Source organism: Parabacteroides sp. KHUB-01 (assembly GCF_056640935.1).
Window position 1 is genome coordinate 3,378,417 of sequence record NZ_CM153256.1, and the last position, 25,477, is coordinate 3,403,893.

23 protein-coding genes are annotated in these 25,477 nt (G+C 38.1%); 17 read left to right on the top strand and 6 right to left on the bottom strand.

Going from position 1 to position 25,477, the window contains the following annotated elements; genetic code table 11:
* Positions 1 to 60: 60 nt before the first annotated feature.
* From ACYIAR_RS14275 to ACYIAR_RS14285, 3 genes are all read right to left on the bottom strand, one after another.
* Positions 61 to 1,542 carry a DUF3943 domain-containing protein gene (locus ACYIAR_RS14275; RefSeq protein ID WP_480330487.1) on the bottom strand — a complete coding sequence of 494 codons (1,482 nt, stop codon included), beginning with the start codon at positions 1,540 to 1,542 and terminating at the stop codon, positions 61 to 63.
* A 325-nt stretch (positions 1,543 to 1,867) separates the two neighbouring features.
* Entirely contained in the window at positions 1,868 to 2,017 is a 150-nt protein-coding gene (locus ACYIAR_RS14280) for a hypothetical protein (RefSeq protein WP_480330489.1), read from the bottom strand.
* Between the two features lie 141 nt (positions 2,018 to 2,158).
* Entirely contained in the window at positions 2,159 to 4,486 is a 2,328-nt protein-coding gene (locus ACYIAR_RS14285) for a TonB-dependent receptor (protein WP_480330491.1), read from the bottom strand.
* A gap of 317 nt (positions 4,487 to 4,803) precedes the next feature.
* On the opposite strand from ACYIAR_RS14285, the gene ACYIAR_RS14290 reads away from it, so the two are divergent.
* The 10 genes from ACYIAR_RS14290 to rny all read left to right on the top strand — a co-directional run bounded on the left by ACYIAR_RS14290 (position 4,804) and on the right by rny (position 12,762).
* Positions 4,804 to 5,733: a magnesium transporter CorA family protein gene (locus ACYIAR_RS14290; RefSeq protein ID WP_480330493.1), complete on the top strand. Its 930-nt coding sequence runs from the start codon at positions 4,804 to 4,806 to the stop codon at positions 5,731 to 5,733.
* Between the two features lie 256 nt (positions 5,734 to 5,989).
* Positions 5,990 to 6,526: a phosphoribosyltransferase gene (locus ACYIAR_RS14295; RefSeq protein ID WP_480330495.1), complete on the top strand. Its 537-nt coding sequence runs from the start codon at positions 5,990 to 5,992 to the stop codon at positions 6,524 to 6,526.
* 46 nt (positions 6,527 to 6,572) lie between these two features.
* Positions 6,573 to 7,145 carry an adenylate kinase gene (locus ACYIAR_RS14300; protein ID WP_480330497.1) on the top strand — a complete coding sequence of 191 codons (573 nt, stop codon included), beginning with the start codon at positions 6,573 to 6,575 and terminating at the stop codon, positions 7,143 to 7,145.
* Positions 7,146 to 7,288: 143 nt separating this feature from the next.
* Positions 7,289 to 8,473: a GTPase ObgE gene (obgE, locus tag ACYIAR_RS14305; RefSeq protein WP_480330499.1), complete on the top strand. Its 1,185-nt coding sequence runs from the start codon at positions 7,289 to 7,291 to the stop codon at positions 8,471 to 8,473.
* Positions 8,391 to 9,284: a peptidoglycan editing factor PgeF gene (gene pgeF / locus ACYIAR_RS14310; RefSeq protein ID WP_480333667.1), complete on the top strand. Its 894-nt coding sequence runs from the start codon at positions 8,391 to 8,393 to the stop codon at positions 9,282 to 9,284. Before obgE ends, pgeF begins: the two co-directional genes overlap by 83 nt.
* Before the next feature lie 95 nt (positions 9,285 to 9,379).
* Complete coding sequence (locus ACYIAR_RS14315) at positions 9,380 to 10,081, top strand: B3/B4 domain-containing protein (protein WP_480330501.1); 702 nt, start codon at positions 9,380 to 9,382, stop codon at positions 10,079 to 10,081.
* An 85-nt stretch (positions 10,082 to 10,166) separates the two neighbouring features.
* Positions 10,167 to 10,370 carry a winged helix-turn-helix domain-containing protein gene (locus ACYIAR_RS14320; RefSeq protein ID WP_480330503.1) on the top strand — a complete coding sequence of 68 codons (204 nt, stop codon included), beginning with the start codon at positions 10,167 to 10,169 and terminating at the stop codon, positions 10,368 to 10,370.
* A gap of 147 nt (positions 10,371 to 10,517) precedes the next feature.
* Complete coding sequence (locus ACYIAR_RS14325; protein WP_480330505.1) at positions 10,518 to 10,811, top strand: hypothetical protein; 294 nt, start codon at positions 10,518 to 10,520, stop codon at positions 10,809 to 10,811.
* A gap of 7 nt (positions 10,812 to 10,818) precedes the next feature.
* Positions 10,819 to 11,118, top strand: a complete 300-nt coding sequence (locus tag ACYIAR_RS14330; RefSeq protein ID WP_480330507.1) for a cell division protein ZapA — start codon at positions 10,819 to 10,821, stop codon at positions 11,116 to 11,118.
* Between the two features lie 108 nt (positions 11,119 to 11,226).
* Complete coding sequence (gene rny, locus ACYIAR_RS14335) at positions 11,227 to 12,762, top strand: ribonuclease Y (RefSeq protein WP_480330509.1); 1,536 nt, start codon at positions 11,227 to 11,229, stop codon at positions 12,760 to 12,762.
* A gap of 117 nt (positions 12,763 to 12,879) precedes the next feature.
* On the opposite strand, the gene ACYIAR_RS14340 is transcribed toward rny, so the two are convergent.
* From ACYIAR_RS14340 to ACYIAR_RS14350, 3 genes are read right to left on the bottom strand one after another with little or no spacing between them, the layout of a single operon-like run.
* Complete coding sequence (locus ACYIAR_RS14340; protein WP_480330511.1) at positions 12,880 to 14,175, bottom strand: DUF6080 domain-containing protein; 1,296 nt, start codon at positions 14,173 to 14,175, stop codon at positions 12,880 to 12,882.
* On the bottom strand, positions 14,172 to 14,924 hold the full coding sequence (locus ACYIAR_RS14345) for a nucleotidyltransferase family protein (RefSeq protein ID WP_480330513.1): 753 nt from the start codon (positions 14,922 to 14,924) through the stop codon (positions 14,172 to 14,174). Before ACYIAR_RS14345 ends, ACYIAR_RS14340 begins: the two co-directional genes overlap by 4 nt.
* Positions 14,921 to 16,351, bottom strand: coding sequence for a RapZ C-terminal domain-containing protein (locus ACYIAR_RS14350; RefSeq protein WP_480330515.1), 1,431 nt, complete (start codon positions 16,349 to 16,351; stop codon positions 14,921 to 14,923). The genes ACYIAR_RS14345 and ACYIAR_RS14350 overlap by 4 nt, the downstream gene beginning before the upstream one ends.
* Before the next feature lie 301 nt (positions 16,352 to 16,652).
* Between ACYIAR_RS14350 and ACYIAR_RS14355 the strand changes: the two genes are divergently transcribed.
* The 7 genes from ACYIAR_RS14355 to glgP all read left to right on the top strand — a co-directional run bounded on the left by ACYIAR_RS14355 (position 16,653) and on the right by glgP (position 25,011).
* Positions 16,653 to 16,826 (top strand): putative signal transducing protein, encoded by a 174-nt coding sequence (locus tag ACYIAR_RS14355; protein ID WP_480330517.1) that lies wholly within the window; start codon positions 16,653 to 16,655, stop codon positions 16,824 to 16,826.
* A gap of 212 nt (positions 16,827 to 17,038) precedes the next feature.
* Positions 17,039 to 18,256 carry a transposase gene (locus ACYIAR_RS14360; protein WP_480330012.1) on the top strand — a complete coding sequence of 406 codons (1,218 nt, stop codon included), beginning with the start codon at positions 17,039 to 17,041 and terminating at the stop codon, positions 18,254 to 18,256.
* 26 nt (positions 18,257 to 18,282) lie between these two features.
* The gene (locus ACYIAR_RS14365; RefSeq protein WP_480330519.1) at positions 18,283 to 18,513 is read left to right on the top strand and encodes a hypothetical protein; all 231 of its coding nucleotides are present in this window, start codon (positions 18,283 to 18,285) and stop codon (positions 18,511 to 18,513) included.
* Positions 18,514 to 18,688: 175 nt separating this feature from the next.
* Positions 18,689 to 18,874: a hypothetical protein gene (locus tag ACYIAR_RS14370; protein WP_480330521.1), complete on the top strand. Its 186-nt coding sequence runs from the start codon at positions 18,689 to 18,691 to the stop codon at positions 18,872 to 18,874.
* Between the two features lie 229 nt (positions 18,875 to 19,103).
* Positions 19,104 to 20,438: an NADP-specific glutamate dehydrogenase gene (locus ACYIAR_RS14375; protein ID WP_480330523.1), complete on the top strand. Its 1,335-nt coding sequence runs from the start codon at positions 19,104 to 19,106 to the stop codon at positions 20,436 to 20,438.
* A 250-nt stretch (positions 20,439 to 20,688) separates the two neighbouring features.
* Positions 20,689 to 22,350 (top strand): glycosyltransferase, encoded by a 1,662-nt coding sequence (locus tag ACYIAR_RS14380; protein WP_480330525.1) that lies wholly within the window; start codon positions 20,689 to 20,691, stop codon positions 22,348 to 22,350.
* 90 nt (positions 22,351 to 22,440) lie between these two features.
* Positions 22,441 to 25,011, top strand: coding sequence for an alpha-glucan family phosphorylase (gene glgP / locus ACYIAR_RS14385; protein WP_480330527.1), 2,571 nt, complete (start codon positions 22,441 to 22,443; stop codon positions 25,009 to 25,011).
* The last annotated feature ends 466 nt before the right edge of the window (positions 25,012 to 25,477 follow it).

Sequence of the window (25,477 nt, forward strand, 5' to 3'; positions counted from 1 at the left end):
CTATGTTTTTTAATAAGAAGTAGTCTTTAAAGGCTAGTTTAGGCTTTCCTTCTCTACTTCTTATAATCTGTATCCTACGCTTAATATAAAGTCATAAGTTGAATAATCCACAGTTTCGTAATATTTATACTGAGTCTGCCTTGTGTAAAAATGAGTGTTTGCAGAAATAAACCATCTGTTTTTCAGTAGATAGGCAAGACGCATTGACAAAGTTGTCAGTCGGGCATTACTTTTATCACCCTGTATATTCGCATATTCCGGATTTATTTCGGACCAGTCCATATCGGGTTCATAACCTTTCCATGTAAATATATGGTAGTTGTCAAGCCCCAAAATGAATGCGATTTTATTCTTATATATAAGTCCTGCAGATGATTTTACACTATATCCGCTTCCCAGATTGTAATCTCTTTCGCCCAGCATCAGATAATCCGACAGACTGGCTCCTAAAGCAATACCGTTAGTATATAATTCACCGAATACAGCTACATCGTTTTCAGAAGTAGGTTTCTTGTAATAAATAATACCCGGTCCGGCAGCAGCAGCTTCCGAAATTCTGTAGGGTGCTACATTTCTGTTACTGTCTTTTCTGAGAGATGAATTGTAATATCCGAAATGCTGGAACATACCAAACATCAGCGACCTGTTGTTTTTCTTCCATACATTAGTTCCCCACAATGCACCAACAGCATTGACTTGCGAGATTAGAGGCTGTGATGATAGCAAATCCATGCCTAAATGAAATCTGAACCATTCGTAAGGTGAATAACTTTCGTCTTCAAAAGGATTTCCATAATTTATGTCGAAATTAATATTCATCCCAAGTGAACCTTTTGTGGAATGGTCCTGGTCGGCAAGAAATCTTGCTCCGGCTGAAACTATGAATCTCACCGGAACATTGCTGAATGAACGTCCCTTTTGTGGGCTATATTTCCAAGCTTCGCCACTGATAAGCCTGTTAATGCCTCTAATCGGCGAAATAAGTCCTACAAGAATTTCTCTTCCCACACGCTCTTTGCCCGAAGTTCTGTTGTCGATGAAAATATCCGAAAGTCTGTATGTTATTTCTCCCAATTCGATACCTCCGAATGTAGTTGCCATCATATCATTAATTGATGGAGGTTCTGTTTCCATAAAAAATTCCCACATCAGACTTCCTCCCAAAGTATACGGAATTGATTGCCAGAAGTTCATTCCGTTACTTCTGGCTGCATTAAAGTATAGCGAACCGTGATAAGGGTGAGCAAACAAATTTGTTGAGAATTTATCTACATCCCAAACTGGACCAGTCTTGAAGTTGTTCTTTATCGTTTTTCCATTTATCATTGCAAAATCTTCGTGCATGATAAATCTGTTGAAAGTCCATACCCCAATATTTATACCAAAAACTTCACTTGCAGCTGCCCAAGGTTTCTTTTTCGGGCAAAAAAGGGTTGTGTCACTTGTATAGTTTCTCGGTTTTATTGCATGCCAATATTCCTGTGCGCTGACAGTGCATGTGAAAGTAACGAGAAAGATTAGTTTTAATATGAAAAATCTCATTCTTAAGCTCTTCTGTTATATGAATTATAGTGCAAATATCCGTCTAATATAACAATTAAAAAATAGTTTAGTTTAGTTTTTTTGTACAAAAATATGGGCTTTATTTCCGATTTGAAACTGGAATGACTTATTAAAACATGTTTTGTCAATTATAATATAATGTTGTTAGTATTAATTGAGGCAATTGAAATGATTGAATGCAATGGTATGTCAACTTCTTTACATTGAATATATCGATTGATGGTTATTTTTATGTTGATTCACCTAGGTGAGTTGATATTTTGAATTAAATGAAAATAACTAATTATGATAATCATTATGGTATTTACATACGATTCTTCTGACTTTCTCCAGCACCAGTTCCTTTATATTTACTCTTTGTTGTGTTGAATTTGTAGCGGACAGTAAGTCGGACAGTACAATTGTTGGGCTCTTCCGTCATGTGCATTGTCTGCATATTGCTAACATACATCATGAAATCACGTTTGTAGCTGTTGAACAGGTCGTTGCATCCGACATAAAGTCCAAAAGAAGACTTAGGTTGTTGTCACATATAAAAAATGCGAATCAGCAATGAGCAACTGATCCGCATTATTAATATAATTGTGGTTACTTATCAAATATTGACCGAAACTTCAACTCCAACTTGCAACGGCTTGCCTAACTGCATGAAAGGCTGGTTGCGAGATTCGAAATAGAAGGCAGAATAAGTAGTGTTGGTCAGGTTCTTTCCCCAAAAGCATACATTGAGAATACCTTTTCTTACTCCGGCGCGAGCGTTGAGAGTAGCATAAAAGTTCTGGTAAATATTGTTGTATTCAGTCCAGAAAATTTTACCGGTACCGTTTACGTTGGCAGACAAATAGAACTGGTCTATCCAGTTGCTGCGCAACATTTTGGTGTATTGAACACCAAGGCTTGCTGTGTGACGCGGAGTATAAGGAATATATTTGCCTTTGAAATCTTCCTTTCCGTTGTCATATTCTGTGAATGTGGCATTTGTATAACCAAAGTTTGCATCTGCAGTAAGCCCCTGGATGATTTGTGCCTTCAGGGAAACTTCTGCACCAAAACTGCGAGCTTTTCCTGCATTGGTCAGAATACGTCCGTTGCCACTGTCAACGAATTTGGTGAGCTGAACGTCTTTTATGTCCATATAGAACAATGACAGTTCTGCGTTGAGATGATTCTCGATAAGTTCGCTTCTCATACCTAGCTCATAATTCCAGCTCTGTTCTGGTTTGTATGCAGCAACATCTTCGATAGGCGAAGGTTCTTTCAAATCTCCGGGAATCATGCTGCTGAACGCACTCATCATGTCGTATTGCATTTGTGTCTGCATAACGTCTGCCGACATCTGTACGTTGTATCCTCCGGTTTTATATCCTTTGGCAACTGTGAAATATGTGAAAGTCTTTGGCGAACATTCATATTTCAGAGATACTTTAGGAAGGACTTGCCAGAAATCCTGAGATGTGTTCAGGTCGATAACAGTTTCGTTATACATATCACTGAGGTCAATTACGACCGGACTGTTCTTGAACTGGGCACCAAGTTTCATCTTGGCATTGCTCTTATAGTTCATACTCTGCTTTACGTAGTCCAGGCGAACTCCGGCTGTAATTGAAAGACCTTCGATGAAAAGGTTGTTGTAGGTAGACTGATGGAACAGTGCCAAACCATACGACGGAGTTTTGAAGCTTCCCGGAATATATAATTCCTTGTCGAGAACAACTAGTCTAGGCATTGCAGAGTTCGGATTGTTACTGATAGCATTTTCATATATCTTGTCGAACACTGATTCCTGGAATATCTCTTTCATTCCGTCTTCCTTGAATGTAACCGGACCTTCTGTGTTCAATCCGCTATAGAAACCGTATAATCCGAGCGACCATTGGTAATTATTGTTGTTGTTATTGCGCAAGGCAAACTCCTGACTAACGGAATGCTGCTTCTGTTTCTGATTAAGGGTGAAGATGGATTTGGAAGAGAAATCCTGGTCCATTTTCATATCGTCCTTGAAAAACTGGTGTCCGGTTGTGCTGGTAAATATGACATGCTTATTCTTGTACTCCATCAGAAGTTGGTTGGCAAACATACTTCTGTTGTAAGATGATTTGTCGTTCATGCTTATCGGCGCCACGTTCCCAGTTTCAGCGTCATACAATCCGTAAGGGAAAGCTCCCTGGCTTGTGTAGTCGCCGGAGAAAGTATATGCCGCCTTGAAATTTGGTGAGAATCGTCCTTCTAGTTTTATTCTTCCGCCAACAACATTTTCCTTGTCTGCTTTCTCTCCTGTATATTCATTTGTGAAATATCCGTCGGAATGGTCGTAATAAACTCCGGCTGTGAAACCGATTTTGTCGCTCAGCATACCGTAATGCGAAGCCTTAGCCTTTATGTTTCCATAATTGCCTGCAGAAAGTGATATTTTCTTTCCCTGGAAATCGAAAGGAGAGATTGTGTAAACTTTTACAATTCCTCCCATAGAGTTTCTGCCGTACAAAGTTCCCTGCGGACCACGCAAAACCTCAATACGCTGGATGTCGCTCAGCTCAAAGTCGAATGTACTTTTGTCCAAATAAGGAACGTCATCCACATACATCCCGATTGACTGTCCGCTGCTTCGTGCGCCAATACCTCTTATATATATAGCCGAAGTCATTCTTGAACCGTAGTCAGGAATATACAGGTTAGGCACGAAAGAGCTTAAATCCTTCAGTGCATCAATTTGTCTTCCGGCAATAAGTTGAGGCGTGAACACAGACACTGAGCCTGGAATAGTCCTGAAATCATTAGTTTCTTTGGCAGATGATGTAACTACAATTTCATCTATATTCAGAGTTTTTATAGTGTCGTTATCTGCAATTACTTTTTCCTCTGCACTCAGTTGTGATAAACCTGCTATGGAAAAGGCTGTTATACCTAGAATGACGTGTTTCATCTTTTCGTATATGTTGGTTTGTTTATCTTGTTTGTTTCCGGATGCAAAGGAAATGTAAACATTCAAAAGCTGCAATCACTATTAGTAGTGATTTTTGAAATTTCATTAAGGATGACAAATCAAAAACATTTTTTATGTTTTCTGCACATTCCCATTTTCGTATCTTTGCACAGCATTTTTGAGAACTAATATATGGACGAGTCGAGTAGGTACATATTAAGAAGAAACATTAGTATTAATTAATTCCGAAGGAGGACATTCATTGTCAGTAGGTTCCTTTTTCGGAATATAAACACGTAGAGAAAGGAGACAGGCTGATGAGAAAGTATCTGTTCAGTGAAGCTGTGGGCTTCGTGGAAAAGAAAGAATGGCTTCCAAATTGCTGGGTAAATGTTCAGATGCCCGACAGTGATGATTTTGATTTCCTCACCAAAACACTAAATGTTCCGGAGTCCTTTCTGGAAGATATAGCCGATGTGGAAGAGCGTCCGCGTACGGAATCGGAAGGTGACTGGCTTTTGACAATTCTCCGTATTCCTGTTGCAAACAAGGACAGTGCTGTTCCTTATATCACAGTTCCAATCGGTATAATAACAAATAATGAAATAATCGTTTCCGTTTGCTATTATCAGACGGATCTTATCCCTGATTTTATTGAGCATACCAGACGCAAGAATATTCTGGTGCGCAACAAGCTGGATCTTATATTCCGCATAATGTATTCGTCGGCTGTATGGTTCCTGAAATATCTAAAGCAAATTAATCAGGATGTCACTGCTGCTGAAAACGAATTGGAGAAAAGTATCCGTAATGAGGATTTGCTCCGACTGATGAAACTTCAGAAAACCCTTGTTTATTTCAACACGTCAATACGTGGAAACGAAGTCATGATCGGTAAACTTCGTGTGATATTTCAGGATACGGATTATTATGATGCTGAACTGGTAGAAGATGTTCTGATTGAACTTAAGCAGGCTTATAATACCGTAAATATATATAGTGACATTCTTACGGGAACGATGGATGCTTTTGCTTCGATTATTTCAAACAATGTCAACGCGATAATGAAACGTATGACGAGTCTGTCCATTACACTGATGATTCCGACATTGATAGCAAGTTTCTATGGTATGAACGTTGATGTCCATATCGAGCAGGTGCCTAATGCTTTCTGGTGGATTGTTCTGGCTTCGGCTTTATTGTCAGGCTTGTCCGTAGTGGTGTTTAAGAAGATAAAATGGTTCTGATTTTTTAGTTTCCAGTCCTTGATTTCACAGATATCGGAAGGAAAGAAAATTTCATATATTGTGAAAAAACTTTTTCATATAGATGGAAAAATATTTTCATAATATATGAAAAAAGTTTTCCAGCTCATAAAAATACGGTGAAAATGTAGTTGTCTGATAATCAATAATAATTACGGATTTGTGATTTGGCATACTTTTTATTCGATGATAGTTGAAGAAAAGTTCTTATCTTTGTATGCTCAATTAATATATTTGTATGGACAGAATCCAGATTAAAGATAAAAAATTCCGTTTGTTTATTTCGGATGAAGAAATACAGGCTGCTGTAAGGAAGGTAGCTGAAGGCATAAAGAATGACGTTCGTGGAAAGGACGTATTGTTTGTCTGTATGCTGAATGGCGCATTTATGTTTGCTACAGAACTGATGAAAGAAATAGATGCCTCATATCCTATAACATTTGCAAGATATTCTTCTTATGAGGGAACAGCAAGCACAGGAGTTCTTCATGAAATAATGCCAGTCAAGGAAGACTTACGTGGTAAAACAGTGTATATCCTTGAGGATATTATCGACACAGGATTCACTATGCAATGTATGAAGAGTATGTTGCTTGATAAAGGAGCAGCAGAAGTTAAGCTTGTAACCATGCTGTTTAAGCCTGAATCATTGCGATGCGATTTGAAGCCTGATTATGTTGGTCTGGAGATTGCTCCTGCATTTATCGTGGGACACGGACTTGATTATGATGGCGAAGGACGTGCATTTAAGGATATCTATCAGGTGGAAGAATAGTGTGCTAGTCATTTAATTAATTATTTAATATAAAAAACAGACAATTATGTTGAACGTAGTAATTTTTGGTGCTCCGGGTTCAGGTAAAGGTACTCAGAGCGAATTGATTATCAAAGAATACGGTTTGGATCACATTTCAACTGGCGATGTTTTGCGCGCAGAAATGAAAAACAACACAGAACTTGGTAAAACTGCTAAAGAATATATCGAAAAAGGTCAGTTGGTTCCAGATGAATTGATCGTTAACATGTTGGCTAAGGTTTTGGACAGCAAGGAAAACTCTAAGGGTGTTATCTTCGACGGTTTCCCACGTACAATCCCTCAGGCAAAAGCTTTGAAGGCTATGTTGAACGAACGTGGAACAGACGTTTCTGTTATGTTGAATCTTCAGGTTGACGAAGATGAATTGATTCACCGTCTTTTGGAACGTGGTAAAGTTTCTGGTCGTTCAGACGATAACTTGGAAACTATCAAATCTCGTTTGGAAGTTTACCACAACCAAACTGCTCCTTTGGCTGAATATTATATCGGTGAAGGCAAACACGTTGCTATCCACGGTATGGGCTCAATCGAAGAAATCTTCGGTCGTATCAAAGAAGCTATTAACGCTGTAAAATAATATTGAAAGAAAGAGGACGAGTTGACGAGGCTTCAGAGACAAGTTGATAAGTATTAATTATTAGAAAATTCTTGTCAGCTTGTTTTCTTGTCAACTTGTTGGCTGACAATTTAACTTCAAAACTTTAATAAAAATATAAGAAGATGGCTGAATCTAACTTTGTAGATTATGTAAAGATCTATTGCCGTTCGGGTAAAGGCGGTAGAGGGTCTTCTCACTTTCGCCGTGCGAAATACATTCCGAAAGGAGGTCCCGACGGAGGTAACGGGGGAAGAGGAGGCCATATTTATCTTCGTGGAAACCGTAACTATTGGACTCTTCTTCACTTGAAATATGAACGCCATATTATGGCAACAAACGGTGAAGGCGGAGGAGCAAAACGTAGTTTCGGTAAAGATGGAGAAGACCGTGTTATCGAAGTTCCTTGCGGAACTGTGGTTTATGATGCTGAAACTGGCGAATTCATCTGCGACGTGACCGAAGACGGACAGGAAGTGATGCTTCTGAAAGGAGGACGCGGAGGTTTGGGTAACTGGAATTTCAAGACTTCTACAAACCAGGCTCCCAGATATGCCCAACCGGGCGAACCGGCACAGGAGAGAACTGTCATCATGCAGTTGAAACTTCTTGCAGACGTAGGTTTGGTTGGTTTCCCTAATGCCGGAAAATCAACTTTGCTGTCGGTCGTTTCTGCAGCAAAGCCGAAGATTGCCAACTATCCGTTTACTACGCTTGAGCCTAACTTGGGTATCGTTAGCTATCGCGACCATCGTTCGTTTGTTATGGCTGATATTCCGGGTATTATCGAAGGTGCGAGCGAAGGACGTGGGTTGGGATTGCGCTTCCTGCGTCATATCGAGCGAAACTCGTTGCTGTTGTTTATGGTTCCTGCTGATGCGGACGATATCCGTAAGGAGTATGAAATCCTGAACAATGAGCTTGTGAAGTATAATCCTGATTTGGCGGACAAGCCTCGTGTTCTGACTATTACCAAGTGTGATATGCTTGATGAAGAGCTTATTGAAGCTATGAAGCAGGAATTGCCTGAAGGTATTCCGTATGTATTCATATCTTCAATAGCACAGATAGGAATAACGGAACTTAAGGATCTTCTTTGGAAAGAACTGAACAAGGAAACATTCCACGAAGTTGAACGTATTGTTCATAAGAATATCGATGTAAGCACTCTGCCGATGGATGATGACGATGACTTTATCATTCCGGTGGATGACGATGACCTCGATGATGAAGAGTATGAAGAATACGAAGATTATGATGATTGGGAAGAAGATGAAGAATATGATGAATCTGAATCCACAAAAGCATAATGATATTGAAGTGTTGCAATTGCCGGGAATGAGCCGGTATTGCAACATTTCACATTTTATAACCACAAGGCATGGCGGTGTCAGCAAGGACGCTTATGCTTCGTTGAATATGGGACTTTATTCCGGCGATGATGAAGAGTTGATTCGCAGGAATTATGATTTGTTGTCCAATTACATAGGCATAGATAAGGAAAAAATTATAGTTCCGCATCAGACTCATGGAACGGATGTTTTGGCTTTTGATGAAAGACTTTTGTCACTTGATGCAGAAGTGAAGCAAGAGCTGCTTGATGGCGTGGATGCTTTGGTTACTGATGTGCCGGGAATATGCGTGTCTGTGCTTACAGCTGATTGTGTACCAGTTCTTTTGTATGCCCCGGACAAGGAGGTTGTAGCCTCAGTTCATGCGGGATGGCGTGGAACGGTCAAAGGAATAGTGAGAAATACTATTTATGTTATGGCTGAGAAATATGGAGTTGATGCTTCAAATATAGTTGCAGCAATTGGACCTTCCATAAGTTTGCAGTCTTTTGAGGTAGGAGATGAGGTACTTGCTGCTTTTGCCGATTCCGGTTTGTGGACTGAATCGGAGATGAAAGAAATATCAATCCGTAATGAAATTACAGGTAAGGCTCACATTGATTTGTGGAAAGCCAACAGTTTGCAGATGTTGCATTATGGTGTAAGAGCAGAAAATATTGAAGTGTCGGGGATTTGTACTTATACTGATAATCAGAATTTCTTCTCTGCCCGACGGTTGGGAATAAACAGTGGCAGAATAATGTCCGGTATATTTATAAAAGACAGATGATTAGGGGCGATTTGATGGAATTGTCAATTATGTATATTGTAAAGACCTTATTCATTTGTTTCCTGTACTTGAGAAATTAAAATTAACAAACATATATGATAGGAATAGAATTGTCTGCGGAAATCACGGATGTTTGTCCGGATTTGAATGTATTGGCTGTTTACTGCAAAATAGCAGAGAATACACCATCGGATGAAAATTTGTGGAAAGAAATTGCAGTTGAAGAAGATGCATTGCGAACTTCCCTGAAAGTTGAAGATATAAATAAGTTTGCGCCTATTTATGCTACACGTCAGGCGTATAAGAAACTTGGTAAGGATCCTAATCGCTATCGTCCGTCAGCTGAAGCTTTGCGCCGCAGGGTTCTGAAAGGGATGTCGCTTTACAGGATTGATACACTTGTGGATTTGATAAATCTTGTGTCATTGAAAACTGGCTATTCCATCGGAGGTTTTGATTCTGGCAAGATAAAAGGTGATCTTATTCTAGGTGTAGGTAAGGAAGGTGAAGTTTATCATGGAATCGGACGTGGAGAACTCAATATTGCAGGTTTGCCAGTGTATCGTGATTCAGTTGGTGGCATCGGAACTCCGACAAGTGATGAAGAACGTACTAAAATCGGTATGGAAACAAAGTCTCTTCTTATGATTATAAACGGATATTCAGGAAGAGAAGGTTTGTTTGAAGCTGGAAAATATTCGTTGGATTTGCTTCGCCGTTATTTGAATATTTCGGAAATAGAGGTGAATTTAATAACAAAAGAGGGTAAAACTGAATGTAAAGTTGATAACTTCTAAGGCTTTGAGTCAAAAATAATAATAAAAACTTTTGGAATATTATAATAATATGTACATTTGCCGGACACAAATGTAATAAAATAAAATGATTGAATTAATTGGAACAAATGCCGGACTAGTGTGGAATGCCTTGAATACCGGTGGAAAAATGACTCTTAAAGCAGTGAAAAAAGCTACAAAGATCAGAGCTGAAAAAGATATGTATGCTGCACTTGGCTGGTTGGCTAAAGAGGGTAAACTGTCTTTTGAAGAATTGAATGGAGAAACTTATGTTTCGTTGATTGGTTAACGAAATATTGAAGAATTTTAGGAAAGAGGCTGTTCATTATTTTATTGGACGGCCTTTTGTGTTTTATGTAATTTTGTGGTAATATTTTTAACAGAACCTTGGAAATTTAAATACTAAATTCTATTTTTGTATAGATTTTATTATGATATGACCGAAGAGGGAAAAAAGTTATTGTCAATTTTCGATGTCAGAATCCAGGATTTGATAGACTTGTGCGAGGCAAGGAAATCAAGGATTGCTGAGTTGGAATCATTGTTGGCGCAGAAGGAGGAAGAACTCCAGACGGCTTTGCAGACCATTCGGGACTTAAATATAAAATGTGACAATCTTCTGACTGCCAGGATTGTTTCCGTAAATGAAACTGAAGTCCGAAACGCAAAGATGAGATTGTCGAAAATGGTGCGGGAAATAGATAAGTGCATCGCACTCTTAAATGAATAATAGAGCGATGGATGATAATTTTCTTATAAATATAGAAATAGCAGGCAAGCATTATCCTCTGAATATCAAGCGAGATGAAGAAGAGAAGATTCGTGCTGCTGCTGTACAGATAAACAGTATGTTGTTTCAGTATCGCCAACATTTCGGTGGAAGTGATTCTGTTGACACAAAGGATTTACTGGCTATGGTTGCATTGCATCTTTCATATCGTAATTTGCGTATTGAAGAAGCTAATGATGCAGCTCCTTTCATTGAGAAAATATCTCAGGTGAGCGAGATGTTGAGCCAATATGTAAAGGAACAATAGGATTATTTATTTAGAAATATGATACTTTCCGCACTGCTTCGCATGTTTATCATGCAGTTGTAGTGCTTTTTTTATATATAAATATAATGAATTTAAATTATTAGTTAAATGGGAATGTATATAATCATATCTATTGTAACTTTCTTCATAGGAGGATTGCTTACATGGTTTGTTTTGCGTGTCCTGCTAAAATCGAAGTTTGAGTCTATACTTCGTGAGGCGGAAAAGGAGGCCGAAGTAATGAAGAAAAATAAATTACTTGAGGTCAAAGAGAAGTTTTTACACCTTAAAGCTGATTTGGAAAAACAGGTATCTCAAAGAAATGCAAAGATTCAGTCTATTGAGACTAAACTGAAGCAGAAAGAGCTTACAATAAATCAGCGTCAGGAAGAACTTCAGAGAAAGAATTCTGAGGTTGATGCAGTAAAAGAAAATTTGGCAACCCAGCTTGATTTGGTAGAAAAGAAAAAGGCTGAACTTGACAAATTGCATCAGAAAGAAATTGAACATCTTGAAACTTTGTCAGGTCTGTCTGCCGAAGAAGCAAAAGAACGTCTTGTTGAATCTCTTAAGGATGAGGCTAAGACTCAGGCAGCTTCTTTCATTAATGATATCGTTGAAGAAGCTAAGATGACAGCAAACAAAGAGGCTAAGAAAATAGTTATACAGTCTATTCAGAGAGTGGCAACAGAAACAGCTATTGAAAACTCTATAACTGTGTTCCACATCGAATCAGACGAAATTAAAGGACGTATTATCGGTCGCGAAGGTCGAAACATCCGTGCTTTGGAAGCTGCAACTGGTATTGAAATTGTAGTTGATGACACTCCTGAAGCAATTGTTCTTTCCGGCTTTGACCCTGTGAGACGTGAAGTTGCCCGCTTGGCTCTTCATCAGCTTGTTCAGGATGGCCGAATTCATCCGGCTCGTATCGAAGAAGTCGTAAATAAAGTACGTAAGCAGGTTGAAGAAGAAATCGTTGAAACAGGAAAGCGTACAGTAATCGACCTTGGTGTACATGGATTGCATCCTGAATTAATCCGATTGATTGGTAAGATGAAATATCGTTCTTCTTATGGTCAGAACTTGTTGCAACATGCTCGTGAAACAGCAAATCTTTGTGCTGTGATGGCTTCTGAGCTTGGATTGAATCCTAAGAAAGCAAAACGTGCCGGATTGTTGCATGATATTGGTAAAGTTCCAGATGATGAACCTGAATTGCCACACGCAATTTTAGGCTCTAAGCTTTGTGAAAAATACAAGGAAAAACCGGATATCTGCAATGCAGTTGGTGCTCACCACGATGAAATAGAAATGCAGACACTTCTTGCTCCGATTGTTCAGGTTTGTGATGCTATCTCTGGTGCTCGTCCTGGTGCTCGCCGTGAAATCGTTGAAGCATATATCAAGCGTTTGAATGACCTTGAGCAATTGGCTTCTTCTTATCCTGGTGTTGTCAAGACTTATGCTATTCAGGCTGGTCGTGAATTGCGAGTTATCGTAGGTGCAGACAAGATTAGTGATAAGGATACAGAAAACTTGTCAAACGAAATTGCTAAGAGAATTCAGGATGAGATGACTTATCCGGGTCAGGTTAAAATCACAGTAATTCGTGAAACAAGAGCTGTAAGTTTTGCAAAATAAAATAGCTTGACAGACATGTTTGTCTGGACAATGTGATTCAGAATTAATATAAAAACCGAAAGATGGTGTTGTAAATGTCGGATATTTCCGAAACACCTTCTTTCGGTTTTTCTTTTGTCAGAAAATATTCAGATATTTATCGGCTATTCTGTAAAGTTCCAATGTGTTGAATGTAATCATACATAATGTAATCAGAAGCATTGTTATGTCGATAGCGCGATAAATTCTTACCGGGACCTTTTTATATATCCAGCCTATATACATAGGGATAAGAAATAGCCAATGGCTGCCATAAGCCGGAGCGTTTTTCATATCAATCCCCAGAATGAGATGAATAATTATATCTATGGAAAAATAAGCAGACAGAAACCATACATAAGGATTCCGAATGTTCAGAAATATAGATATAATGCAAAGCACTAGTAGTAATATCGGAATTGCATATTGCCAACCCATCAGATATTTTGTTGGTCTGAGTTCTTTTTCTCCGTCAGCCCATTGAGGAATCAGAGGTGTTGACATAAATGTATTCGAGATAAAACCGTTCATTATGATATTTTTCTGTTCATCATCTGATTTCTTTTTTAAGAAGTTTGTAGAACTTTCATAATAATCTGTCTTTTTCTTTGATTCGGAAAATGCCTTTTTTGCAGAATAGATTCCAAATAAAAGGGTGGAGCATATAAGCAGAGGTAGAATACTTGAAAGCAAGGTCTTAAGTTTTTCTTTCATATTCCCTGAGAAAACAGAATGAATCATTAATGGCTTCAGCATATTTGTCAGATTTATTCCTCCAAGGATAAACGAAAACACAGCAGTTGTGTAGCTGTTGAATCGACCTCTGTTCATATATTCCGTTGATAGAACAAGAAGTGAAAGTATCAGGAAAAAGAACGAGAAAGGAAATGTTCCTATGGTGAATGAAAGAACAATTGTCGTAAAACATGCAGCTGCGTTCAGAGTCAACAAAAAAGCTCTTTTCCCAGGCAAGGCTACTATTCTTTTCAGATATCTGTAAATGCATACAAGTCCGCTACTGACAAAGAAATTCATCACAGCAATGCCTAGTGCCGCACGAATATTTATTCCCCAGAAATGTTCAACGGTTGCAGTTATACTCCATTTTATGAAATGGAAAAAGTTGAACAACGGATTTAGAGGATTAAAGTCACCGCCATCAGAATAAAACTGATATATGTTATCATAACCAAGATAAGTTCCACTTCCGGATTTAATATCTGTCAGTATATTGGAATGCTCGATAATGAATTTTCCTAAGAGACAATAAACAGAAAAGAATATTATGAAGATAATAGGTTCCGCGGCTTCGATAGGAAAAACGCTCCGTTTCACTGAGCGCCACCAGGCACGCAGGAAACGGAACGGTAAAGTAGAATAATATATAAATGTCATTTCATCAATAATTGTTTTTGCTCAATCCATTCGTTGGCTTTTTGCAAAGTCTCTGGCTTTCCGACATCCAGCAAACTTAAATTTTCCAATGGATAAGACATTATTTTTGTTCTTGCACATATGGACAGATAGAAGTTTATTATCGGGAATTTTCCGGTCCATTCGTCCATCCACTTGAATATCTCAGGTGAAATAACATGTATTCCGCTGAATGCATACTCAGTGTATTGTTCCGGATCAAAATAAGGATAATAAGATTTCACTTCGCCTGTTTCTCTGTTGCGCCATCCGCAAAGCTGGTTCTCTTTGTTGAAAAGCAGATAGCGGGATGTTTTACGCTTGCTTACCAATAAAGTTGCAAGACTTTTAGGTGTGGCAAGGTGATGATTATATAGCATTTTAAGATCTACATCCGACAGAATATCAACATTGTGTACAAGGAACGGCTCGTCTCCTGACAGAAACTGTTCTGCTTTCTTTATACCGCCACCAGTGTCGAGCAAATAGTCTCTTTCATCAGAAATATGAATATCAACACCGAAATTCTGGTTTGCTTCCAGAAAATCAATAATCTGTTGTCCTAAATGATGTATGTTTATAACAATCTGGTCGAATCCTGATTCTTTCAATTTCAGTATAACATGTTCAAGCATGGGTTTTCCTCCGACCGGAATCAAGGCCTTGGGCGTATTGTCTGTAAGAGGTTTTAGCCGGCTGCCCAGTCCGGCTGCAAATATCAGTGCTTTCATAGAGTTGGATTAAAGATTTGTTCAATATTTTGTTCCCTGTGTACTAAATGTACTTTTACGCCAAACTTACTGTTGAGGTGTTCTGCAAGATGTTGGGCAGAATAGACTGAACGATGCTGTCCACCTGTGCATCCGAAACACACCATAAGATTTGTGAAACCTCGGTCCAGATATCTTTTTACAGAAGCATCTACCAAGGTATATACATGTTCCAGAAAGTCTGTTATTTCACCGTCTGCTTCAAGGAAGCTTATAACAGGTTCATCTAGCCCGGTGAAGTGATTGTATCTCTCATATTTTCCAGGGTTATTTATTGCTCGGCAGTCAAAGACGAACCCTCCACCGTTTCCTGTCTGGTCGTTAGGAATACCTTTTTTGTAGGCAAAACTCATGACTTTTACTTCCAGGCGGCGTTTTTGTGCATCGTCTGTGAATTGTTTCAGTTCTGTTAATTCACGTAAAACAGAACATAAATACGGGTATTCCGGATAATCATTGCGCAAAAGTTCCCTTAGATTCTCTATTGCATAAGGAACACTTTGTATGAAGTGAGGCTTTTTTTCAAAATATCCACGGAAACCGTATGCACCAAGAACTTGCAAAATCCTGAACAGAACAAAATGTTGAAGCTGACTTCTGAAATATGCTTCATCTACTGGCATATACTGACGGAGAGCTTCGATGTATTCTTCGAGTAGTTCGTTTCTTAAATCCTCTGGATATTTAGCTTTAGCCTGCCAAAGAAAAGATGCTACATCATAATATACGGGACCTTTTCTTCCGCCCTGGAAATCAATTAACCATGGCTCATTGTCGCGAACCATTACGTTTCGAGACTGGAAGTCACGATACATAAATGTTGCTGATGAATTGCGTAACAAAACATCCGCCATTTTCTGAAAATCATCTTCCAGACGGTCTTCCTGAAATTCAAGTCCGGTAGCTTTAAGAAAACAATATTTGAAATAATTTAAATCCCAAAGAATAGAACGGCTATTGAATTCCGGTTGAGGATAACAATTGCTGAAATCCATACCGTCGGCACCTACAAATTGAATTTTAGGTAATAATCTTATGGTTTTGTGTAGCAGGATTTTCTCTGTTTCATCAAACACACTGCTTTTACGTCCTTTTTCTATGGCATCAAACAGGAGAGTGTCTCCTAAATCTTCTTGTAAGTAGAAAGCCTTGTCGTTGCTGGTACAATATATTTCCGGAACAGGCAAGCCTTTTTTGCGGAAATGTTCTGCCATATACAGGAAAGCTTCGTTTTCTTTGACAGAAGTTCCACTAACACCAACAATATTTTGTTTTCCACTCAAACGGAAATATCTTCTGTTTGAGCCGGAAGATGGTAATTCTACTATGTCTTCTGCTTCACTTCCTGTATAGGATTTGTATAAATCTTTCAATATGTCTGCGACCATATATATTATTATTGTTTTTTTTAGTGTTGCTAATATACAAAAAGAGTTTTGTTTTTTATACTAATCGAACCTTAAAGATTTGTTCGGAAAAAACACTGTAGTGTTTCTCGTAAAACATAATCATGTTTTGTTTGAAAGATAACGAGCTTTTTTTGCTTATATAGCTTTGGAATTTACATTCGGATGTATCTTAGATTATATACGGAAGAAAACCTGATTACTCCCGAAAGAAAATGTTGCTACATACGGATGCATTTTCTGTTTTTTTCTAAATTTGTACAAACTCTAAATCAGGATTATTATGGATAAAATGGTAGCTATAGCACAATTTACGTATCCGGCGGATGCGCAAATATTGATTTCACTTTTGAAATCAGAAGGGATAGATTGCTATTTGCGTAATGAACTGACTGCTCGCCTCCTTTATGGTTATGCAGATGTGGGAGGCGTTTATCTGGAAACAATACTTCGGTAAATTTTTACCGAAAAATTAAAAGTTAAACAATAGAACCAGTAAAAGCTGGTTCGAAAACACTAAAGAGGTCATTGAAGTGTTGTCAAGACGAATGGTTAAGCATGAAGAAATGTGCTGAAAAAAAGTGTGCTAGCTTGCTGACAATAAGGGTAAAAAGTATTGCATAATTCGTTAGTTTTTAGTAAATTAGAAGTTCCCTAACTCTTCTGATTATGACTAAAGAAACACTCCTTATGCAATACCAATCTGAGTGCCTGTCGGCTCTCAAATCAGTCGTGAATATACAAAAACCTTTTGAAAAAACGTTCATGGACACCATGAAATTATTCATGGCTATCCCAGATCGTATAAACTTCCTCCAATTGGGCAGATATGGCTGTTTCTCAGAACAGACTTATCGTAACCTTTTTGAGCATGAAACTTTCGACTGGTTTGCGTTCAACGGCTCTATCATCAGCAAGCATCTCACAGGCAAAAGAAAAGCCATCGCCATCGATCCTTCCTATATCCCCAAATCAGGAAAGAAGACACCTTGGATAGGTTACTTCTGGTCTGGTTGTGCAGGAGAGTACAAGCGTGGACTGGAAATCATGGGCATCGGTGTCATTGACATCGACAACCATGAATGCATGACTTTAGGTTCCATTCAGACACCGGATTGCAAGACCTTGGATAATATGGACAAGAACCTCGTTGACTGGTACAGCAGCTATCTTATCAGTAGAAAAGACAAGATACAGAGCATATCAAGAACGGTGGTTGCAGACGCATTCTTTTCCAAGGAAACTTTCATAACGCCTATGTGCGAGAACGATTTCCATGTCATCAGCCGCTTTCGGAATGATGTAATCCTGTACTATCCGACATTGGAAAAGAAAACAGGGAAACGAGGTCATCCCAAGTGGTTTGACGGAAGAATCGACTTTGCCAATCTGGATCTGACCAGGTGCAAGGAATACGAGGTGAACAAGGGAAAACTATACGGATTGAGGGTATATGCAAAAGCTCTCAAAAGGTATGTTTCCTTAGCCATCTGGTATCCGATGGACGGGAGGACAGACAAGTGGCAGCTTTACTTCTCTACAGACGATTCCATGGATGGACGCGAGGTTCTGGATTATTACAGAACCAGATTCCAGCTGGAGTTTTGCTTTAGAGATGGAAAGCAGCATGCAGGAATCACCAACAGTCAGTCAACCGACTTCAGGAAGTTGGATTTTCACTTCAATGCGTCGCTTGCAGCTATCAACTTGGCCAAAGCGGCATGTAAGAGACTCGGAATAACCTATTCCATATCATCCTGCAAGTCTTTCATACACAATGCTTATATGCTTGAACGATTTATTTGCGTGTTTGGGATTAGCCCAGACACGCAAGTTATTGACAAACTTTTCAAAGAACTCATTTTATTTACCGCCAGAGCCGCTTAGGCTTGGCTATTTTTTAACGAACTATTGTGGAAATTCTTGAAAAAGATTTGCCTGAAGCATTACGTATAATGAAAAATGGAGGTTATGAGTTGCCGTCAGGAAATGTCGGTTGGGCATCAGATTTGAAGAAGTTTATGGACAAATTGCCATTGTTCAAGGGGCAAAAGCTTGAAAAGCAGTTGTTGGGATGGATTATAGTATTAGCTTTATTGTTGGCTGTGGTTTTTTATACAGTGGCATTCTTCATATATGAATAAATGGAGTTTTTGCGAATGTCCTATTTACAATATTGAGTATTGTTTATATTCTGTGTTGAGTTAAATAAGTTGACAAAGAAATATTAGTTTTTGATATTATCTTTGTCAACTTGTCACATTATAAATAGACTAGTAAATATGAATCGTAAATAATAAAAACAAATTGATATAAAATATGGCGCGAAGAAAAATTTCTAACAGTCAGGCTGTGTGTCTGACTTTATTATGGGGATTTCTATGCTATTTCCTCATATCAAACACTGAGACAATAACTTTTGATGTTGTATTTGCTATTGTAGCTTCAGCAATAATAGTATTTGTCCCCATCTATAAGAATATGCGAAGAAAAGATAATGTTTGACAATTTGTAAATTATTACCTTGGAATATTACTAAATGATATATTTTTCTGATTTTTTCTTTCAAGTATTTGCATATTTCGATTTTCTGCTTACCTTTGCGATGTCGGAGCTGTGAAAGGCTATGGCAAAATGAATAGGTATTTTAAATAATAAACAAGTACTACTCTTAAATCGGCATAAGCTGACCAAATTTTGAGGCTGGTTTGAGATTAAAAAAGAAAAAACGAAAATGAAGGCAATTGAAGTATTAGACAATTTGAAAAGAAGATTTCCGAATGAACCGGAATATCATCAGGCAGTATCTGAAGTGCTAGGAACAATTGAAGAAGTTTACAACGAACATTCTGAGTTTGAAAAATCAAATTTGATTGAAAGACTTTGTATTCCTGATAGAATTTTCTCTTTCCGTGTGACATGGATGGACGATAAAGGTCAGATTCAGACAAATATGGGATACAGAATCCAGCATAATAATGCAATTGGCCCGTATAAAGGTGGTATTCGTTTCCACTCTTCAGTAAATCAGTCTATTTTGAAATTCTTGGCTTTTGAGCAGACTTTCAAGAACTCATTGACAACTTTGCCAATGGGTGGTGGTAAAGGTGGTTCTGATTTCAGCCCTCGTGGAAAGTCTAATGCTGAAATTATGAGATTCTGCCAGGCATTCGTTCTTGAATTGTGGAGACATATTGGTCCTGATACAGATGTTCCTGCAGGTGATATAGGTGTTGGTGGCCGTGAAGTTGCTTATATGTATGGTATGTATAAGAAACTTGCACGCGAGAACACTGGAACATTCACTGGAAAAGGTATCGAATTCGGAGGTTCTCTTATACGTCCTGAAGCAACTGGTTATGGAAATGTTTATTTCTTGTTACAGATGCTTAAGACTAGAAATATTGATATCAAAGGTAAAGTTGTTACAGTTTCAGGTTCAGGAAATGTTGCTCAATATACAGTTGAAAAACTTATCAGCCTTGGAGCTAAAGTTGTGACAATGTCAGATTCTGATGGTTATATCTATGACCCGGATGGTATCGACCGTGAAAAATTGGATTATATCATGGAATTGAAGAATCTGTATCGTGGTCGAATTAGAGAATATGCAGAACATTATGGCGTGAAGTATGTTCAGGGTGCTCGTCCTTGGGGTGAAAAATGTGATATAGCTATGCCAAGTGCTACTCAGAACGAATTGAATGGCGACGATGCTAAGACTTTGTTGGCTAACGGCTGTTTTGCAGTGTCTGAAGGTGCTAACATGCCATCAACTCCTGAAGCTATTGATGCATTCCTTGAAGCTAAGATACTTTATGCTCCGGGTAAGGCAGCAAATGCCGGTGGCGTTTCTGTTTCTGGTTTGGAAATGACTCAGAATGCTCAGAAATTGAGCTGGAGCAGCGAAGAAGTTGACGAAAAATTGCAGAGCATTATGAAAAACATCCATGAACAGTGCGTAAAATATGGTAAACAACCTGATGGTTACGTAAACTATGTTAAGGGTGCTAATGTTGCTGGATTTATGAAAGTTGCTAAAGCAATGATGGCGCAAGGTATATTATAATCTAATTGATGTTTATAATAAGTTATGTAATATTGAGCTTTTAATAAAAGTCTTTATATTATAAAATATATAAATTAAAGGGTTAAGATGTTCTGTATGAGGAATAATCTTAACCCTTTTTGTTTTTGAAACTATGAATTGTGATCGGGTTGGTATGTGTGTATGAATATAAAAAGAAAACTGACAGTCTGAAAATGTAAAAAAAATGAATATCTTTGCAAAAAAAGAAATATAACTGACTCTAATGATTATGGACAATACAAAAACTATGCCAGATTATCTTTTCGAAAGCAGTTGGGAAGTATGTAATAAAGTTGGAGGAATTTATACAGTACTTTCAACAAAAGCTCATACACTACAACAAACATTTAAGGATAAAGTTGTATTTATCGGCCCTGATGTATGGAAAGACACAGAAGCTTCAGATTTTAAAGAAGATAAAAAGCTATTTGCTGATTGGAAGAAGCACGCTGAGCAGAATGACAATTTGAAAATAAAGGTTGGTAGATGGACTGTTCCAGGTGAACCTCCAGTCATTCTTGTTGATTTCAAACAATTTTTCCCTGAAAAAGATATCCTATTCTTTTCTATGTGGCAGGATTTCCATGTCGATTCAATGCATGCTTATGGTGATTACGATGAATCCTGTATTTTTGCATATGCCGTAGGAAAGGTCATAGAAAGTTTTTATAATTATTACCACTTGGAAAATAAGAATGTGGTAGCTCTTTTCAATGAGTGGATGCTTTCTATGGGAGCTTTATATATACGTAAGAATATTCCTGCTATTGCAACATTATTTACAACTCATGCTACATCCATAGGACGTTCCATCGCTGGTAACAACAAAGCCTTGTATGCTTATATGGAAGGTTATAATGGCGACCAGATGGCATTTGAGCTTAATATGGAAGCAAAACATTCTGTGGAAAAACAGGCAGCTCATAATGTGGACTGCTTTACTACTGTAAGCGATATCACGGCTGTTGAGTGTAAGCAGTTGTTGGATAAAGCTCCTGATATTGTTACTCCTAATGGTTTTGAACCGAACTTTGTTCCAGAAGGAAAGCTTTACGAACAAAAAAGACAAGCTGCCAGAAAATGTTTGATTAATGTGGCAGAGAAACTTTTGGGAACTAAAATAGATTCTGATGCATTGCTTATTTCTACCAGTGGAAGATATGAATACCGCAATAAAGGTATTGATGTGTTTATTGAAGCAATGAACAGAACCAGAACTTCCGGTCAGTTGCAGAGAGAAGTTGTTGCGTTTATCATGGTTCCGGCATGGGTTAAAGATGTACGTGCTGATTTGAAAGAAGTTGTTGAAAAAGATATAAAGACAACAGAACCAATGCAAATGCCTTTCTGCACTCATTGGCTGCATCATATGAATGAAGACCGAGTTTTGAATTACATACAGTATGCCGGTTTTACAAACCAGCCTAATGAAAAACTTAAAATAATATTCGTTCCGTGTTATCAGGACGGTAAAGATGGTATTTTCAATAAGCCATATTATGATTTGCTTATTGGTATGGATGCTACTGTTTACCCTTCTTATTATGAACCTTGGGGATATACACCACTTGAGAGTGTAGCATTTGGAATACCAACGATTACAACAAATCTTGCCGGATTTGGAATGTGGGCGAAACAGCATGTTTCAGGTAATAATATAAAGGAAGGAGTTGTTGTTGTTAATCGTACAGACTTCAATTACTTTGAGGTTGCTGATGCTATTAAGCATTCAATTTTGGAATTGGCTGCTGAGGAAAACAAGGTTACATTGAATAAGATAAAAACTAATTGTTTTGAATTAGCGAAAAAGGCTGAATGGACTAAATTCATCAAATATTATGATGAAGCATTCCGCATTGCATTGGAAAAAGCCAAGAAAAGAAATAGTTAAGCAAATTTATCGACAAAAAATCGTACCTTTGCAGCGGAAAAATTAATGGCAAGTTAATTATAATGTAGAATTTACTTTAAACTTCATAATATGAAAATCAAAGCGAATAACGCAAACGAACCAATTTGGAAGGAAGTTTATTCTCAGTCAAAACTTCCTAAACAGTTAGAGCCATTAAAAGAAATGGCGACAAATCTTTGGTGGGTATGGAATCACGAAGGAGCCAAATTGTTTGGCAAAATTGATCCAGCATTATGGAAATCAACAGAAGGAAATCCTGTACAGTTGTTGCAGAATCTTTCTTATGGTCGTGTTGAGGAAATTATTTCTGATAAAGAATTGATGGCAGAAGTCAACAGTGTATATGCTGACTTCAAAAACTATATGAGTGTTAAGCCAGATGTAACAAAACCATCTGTAGCTTATTTCAGTATGGAATATGGTCTTACAAATGTATTGAAGATCTATTCTGGTGGTTTAGGTGTTTTGGCAGGTGACTATTTGAAAGAAGCCAGCGATAGCAATATTGATTTGTGTGCTGTAGGTTTCTTGTATCGTTATGGCTATTTCACTCAGACATTGTCAATGGACGGTCAGCAGATTGCAAACTACGAAGCTCAGAACTTCGGCTTTTTGCCTTTGACTCAGGTTTTGCAGTCTAATGGTGAACCATTTGTTCTTGAAGTTCCTTATCCTGGTCGTGTAGTATATGCGTATGTATGGAAAGTGATGGTAGGTCGTGTTCCATTGTATTTGATGGATACTGACATTCCTCAGAATAGCGAATGGGATCGTTCAATCACTCACCAGCTTTACGGTGGTGACTGGGAAAACCGTATGAAGCAGGAATATCTGTTGGGTATTGGTGGTATCTTGTTGCTTAACAAACTTGGAATCAAGAAACAGGTTTATCACTGTAATGAAGGACATGCAGCATTGATCAATGCTCAGCGTTTGGTTGATTATATCCAGAATGACGGTCTTTCATTCAATGAAGCTCTTGAAGTAGTTCGTGCTTCTTCATTGTATACAGTTCATACTCCTGTTCCTGCAGGTCATGACTATTTTGATGAAGGTTTGTTCGGCAGATATATGGGTGAATTCCCTGGTAAATTAGGCATCAGTTGGCAGGAATTCATTGACATGGGACGTGAAAATCCAGGTACAAATGAAAAGTTCTGTATGAGTACATTTGCTTTGAACACTTGTCAGGAAGCAAATGGTGTGAGCTGGTTGCACGGTAAAGTTTCTCAGAAAATGTTTGCTCCTATCTGGAAAGGATATTTCCCTGATGAATTGCATGTAGGCTATGTTACAAATGGTGTTCATATGCCAACATGGGCTTCAACAGAATGGAAGAAATTCTTCAAGGAAAGATTTGCTAAAGATTTCTTCCAGCATCAATCAGAAGCTAAATATTGGGAAGCTATTCAGTCTGTTTCTGATGAAGAAATATGGAATCTTCGCCAAACATTGAAGAATAAACTTATTTCATATATCAAGAATGAATATAAAACAACTTGGTTGAAAAATCAGGGTGATCCAGCTAAGGTTGTTTCAATCTTGGAAAAGATTAATCCTAATGCATTGATGATTGGTTTCGGTCGTCGTTTTGCTACTTATAAACGTGCACACCTGTTGTTTACAGACTTGGATCGTTTGGCTAAGATTGTCAACAACGAGCAGTTCCCAATCCAGTTTGTATTTACAGGAAAAGCTCACCCGGCTGACGGTGGTGGACAGGGCTTGATCAAACATATTATTGAGATTTCTCGTCGTCCTGAATTCCAGGGTAAGATTATCTTCTTGGAAAACTACGATATGCGTTTGGCTCGTCACTTGATTGCTGGTGTTGATGTTTGGTTGAACACTCCTACAAGACCATTGGAAGCATCTGGTACTTCTGGTGAAAAAGCAGAAATGAACGGTGTATTGAACTTCTCTGTACTTGATGGTTGGTGGTATGAAGGTTATCGTGAAGGTGCTGGTTGGGCTTTGACTGACAAGCGTACTTACGAAAACCAGCAGTATCAGGATCAGTTGGACGCTGCTACAATTTATCAGATGTTGGAAACAGAAATTATCCCAACATATTACGCTCGTAACAGTAAGGGCTATTCTCCTGAATGGATTCAGTATATCAAGAATTCTATGTCACAGATTGCATACGACTATACAATGAAACGTATGCTTGATGATTATATCGACCGTTTCTATAACAAATTGGCTACACGTTCAGCTGTATTGACTGAAAATAATTTTGCTAAGGCAAAATCAATTGCAGCATGGAAAGAAGAGGTAGCTTCTCACTGGGATAGCTTCCAGGTTGAATCATTTACAGCTGATGACAACTTTGTAGCAAATGGTCCTGTTGTAGGAACTGAAGCTAAGTTTAATCTTGTAATTGACCGTCATGAATTGCAGGGTATGCTTGGCGTTGAAATGGTTGTTACTAAGGAAGACATGGAAAAACATATTCCAGTAATTGTCCTTAAAGAAGAATTCAAACTTATGAAAGAAGAAGGTTCAAAATTATTCTTCGAATTGAAAGTAACTCCAACAGAAGCAGGAACACAACGCATAGGTTTCCGTGTATTCCCAAAGAATGCAGAATTGCCTCATAGAATGGACTTCGCTTATATTCGTTGGATTCAGTTATAATTTGAATACCATATAGAATATTAATTCTTATAACAGATAAAGCTGCATGCCGAAGTGAGTAATCTCATTTTGACATGCAGCTTTTTTTGTGATAATATTTGATATTATAGGGGATGACTTTTACACTGGCAATTCCTGTAAAATATATACGGAAGTAGTTAGATTTACGTCCGTATTTATTTCATTTTACGTTCGTATATATTCTATTTTACATCCGTATATATTTTTAAGTACATATCATTATAGGAATAACAATGAATTTACATATATTAACATAGACTTAATTTGTTGTTATTGTGTATCTTATGTGTTTGTATGAAAAAATATTGTCAAAACCCCTTGCAGAATAAAAAATAATATCTACTTTTGCACTCGGGTAAGTCCTACACGGCAAGCTCCCTCGGAATCCCCCAGGACTTGACCGTAGCAAGGGTACTTGGTTGTAGCGGCGCGATGTAGCAAGCTT

What these genes read in the sequence shown, in the direction of transcription:
- ACYIAR_RS14275 (WP_480330487.1), bottom strand. Translation starts at nt 1,542, where the DNA reads ATGAGATTTTTCATATTAAAACTAATCTTTCTCGTTACTTTCACATGC.
- ACYIAR_RS14280 (WP_480330489.1), bottom strand. Translation starts at nt 2,017, where the DNA reads ATGATGTATGTTAGCAATATGCAGACAATGCACATGACGGAAGAGCCC.
- ACYIAR_RS14285 (WP_480330491.1), bottom strand. Translation starts at nt 4,486, where the DNA reads ATGAAACACGTCATTCTAGGTATAACAGCCTTTTCCATAGCAGGTTTA.
- ACYIAR_RS14290 (WP_480330493.1), top strand. Translation starts at nt 4,804, where the DNA reads ATGAGAAAGTATCTGTTCAGTGAAGCTGTGGGCTTCGTGGAAAAGAAA.
- ACYIAR_RS14295 (WP_480330495.1), top strand. Translation starts at nt 5,990, where the DNA reads ATGGACAGAATCCAGATTAAAGATAAAAAATTCCGTTTGTTTATTTCG.
- ACYIAR_RS14300 (WP_480330497.1), top strand. Translation starts at nt 6,573, where the DNA reads ATGTTGAACGTAGTAATTTTTGGTGCTCCGGGTTCAGGTAAAGGTACT.
- obgE (WP_480330499.1), top strand. Translation starts at nt 7,289, where the DNA reads ATGGCTGAATCTAACTTTGTAGATTATGTAAAGATCTATTGCCGTTCG.
- pgeF (WP_480333667.1), top strand. Translation starts at nt 8,391, where the DNA reads ATGAAGAGTATGAAGAATACGAAGATTATGATGATTGGGAAGAAGATG.
- ACYIAR_RS14315 (WP_480330501.1), top strand. Translation starts at nt 9,380, where the DNA reads ATGATAGGAATAGAATTGTCTGCGGAAATCACGGATGTTTGTCCGGAT.
- ACYIAR_RS14320 (WP_480330503.1), top strand. Translation starts at nt 10,167, where the DNA reads ATGATTGAATTAATTGGAACAAATGCCGGACTAGTGTGGAATGCCTTG.
- ACYIAR_RS14325 (WP_480330505.1), top strand. Translation starts at nt 10,518, where the DNA reads ATGACCGAAGAGGGAAAAAAGTTATTGTCAATTTTCGATGTCAGAATC.
- ACYIAR_RS14330 (WP_480330507.1), top strand. Translation starts at nt 10,819, where the DNA reads ATGGATGATAATTTTCTTATAAATATAGAAATAGCAGGCAAGCATTAT.
- rny (WP_480330509.1), top strand. Translation starts at nt 11,227, where the DNA reads ATGGGAATGTATATAATCATATCTATTGTAACTTTCTTCATAGGAGGA.
- ACYIAR_RS14340 (WP_480330511.1), bottom strand. Translation starts at nt 14,175, where the DNA reads ATGACATTTATATATTATTCTACTTTACCGTTCCGTTTCCTGCGTGCC.
- ACYIAR_RS14345 (WP_480330513.1), bottom strand. Translation starts at nt 14,924, where the DNA reads ATGAAAGCACTGATATTTGCAGCCGGACTGGGCAGCCGGCTAAAACCT.
- ACYIAR_RS14350 (WP_480330515.1), bottom strand. Translation starts at nt 16,351, where the DNA reads ATGGTCGCAGACATATTGAAAGATTTATACAAATCCTATACAGGAAGT.
- ACYIAR_RS14355 (WP_480330517.1), top strand. Translation starts at nt 16,653, where the DNA reads ATGGATAAAATGGTAGCTATAGCACAATTTACGTATCCGGCGGATGCG.
- ACYIAR_RS14360 (WP_480330012.1), top strand. Translation starts at nt 17,039, where the DNA reads ATGACTAAAGAAACACTCCTTATGCAATACCAATCTGAGTGCCTGTCG.
- ACYIAR_RS14370 (WP_480330521.1), top strand. Translation starts at nt 18,689, where the DNA reads ATGGCGCGAAGAAAAATTTCTAACAGTCAGGCTGTGTGTCTGACTTTA.
- ACYIAR_RS14375 (WP_480330523.1), top strand. Translation starts at nt 19,104, where the DNA reads ATGAAGGCAATTGAAGTATTAGACAATTTGAAAAGAAGATTTCCGAAT.
- ACYIAR_RS14380 (WP_480330525.1), top strand. Translation starts at nt 20,689, where the DNA reads ATGGACAATACAAAAACTATGCCAGATTATCTTTTCGAAAGCAGTTGG.
- glgP (WP_480330527.1), top strand. Translation starts at nt 22,441, where the DNA reads ATGAAAATCAAAGCGAATAACGCAAACGAACCAATTTGGAAGGAAGTT.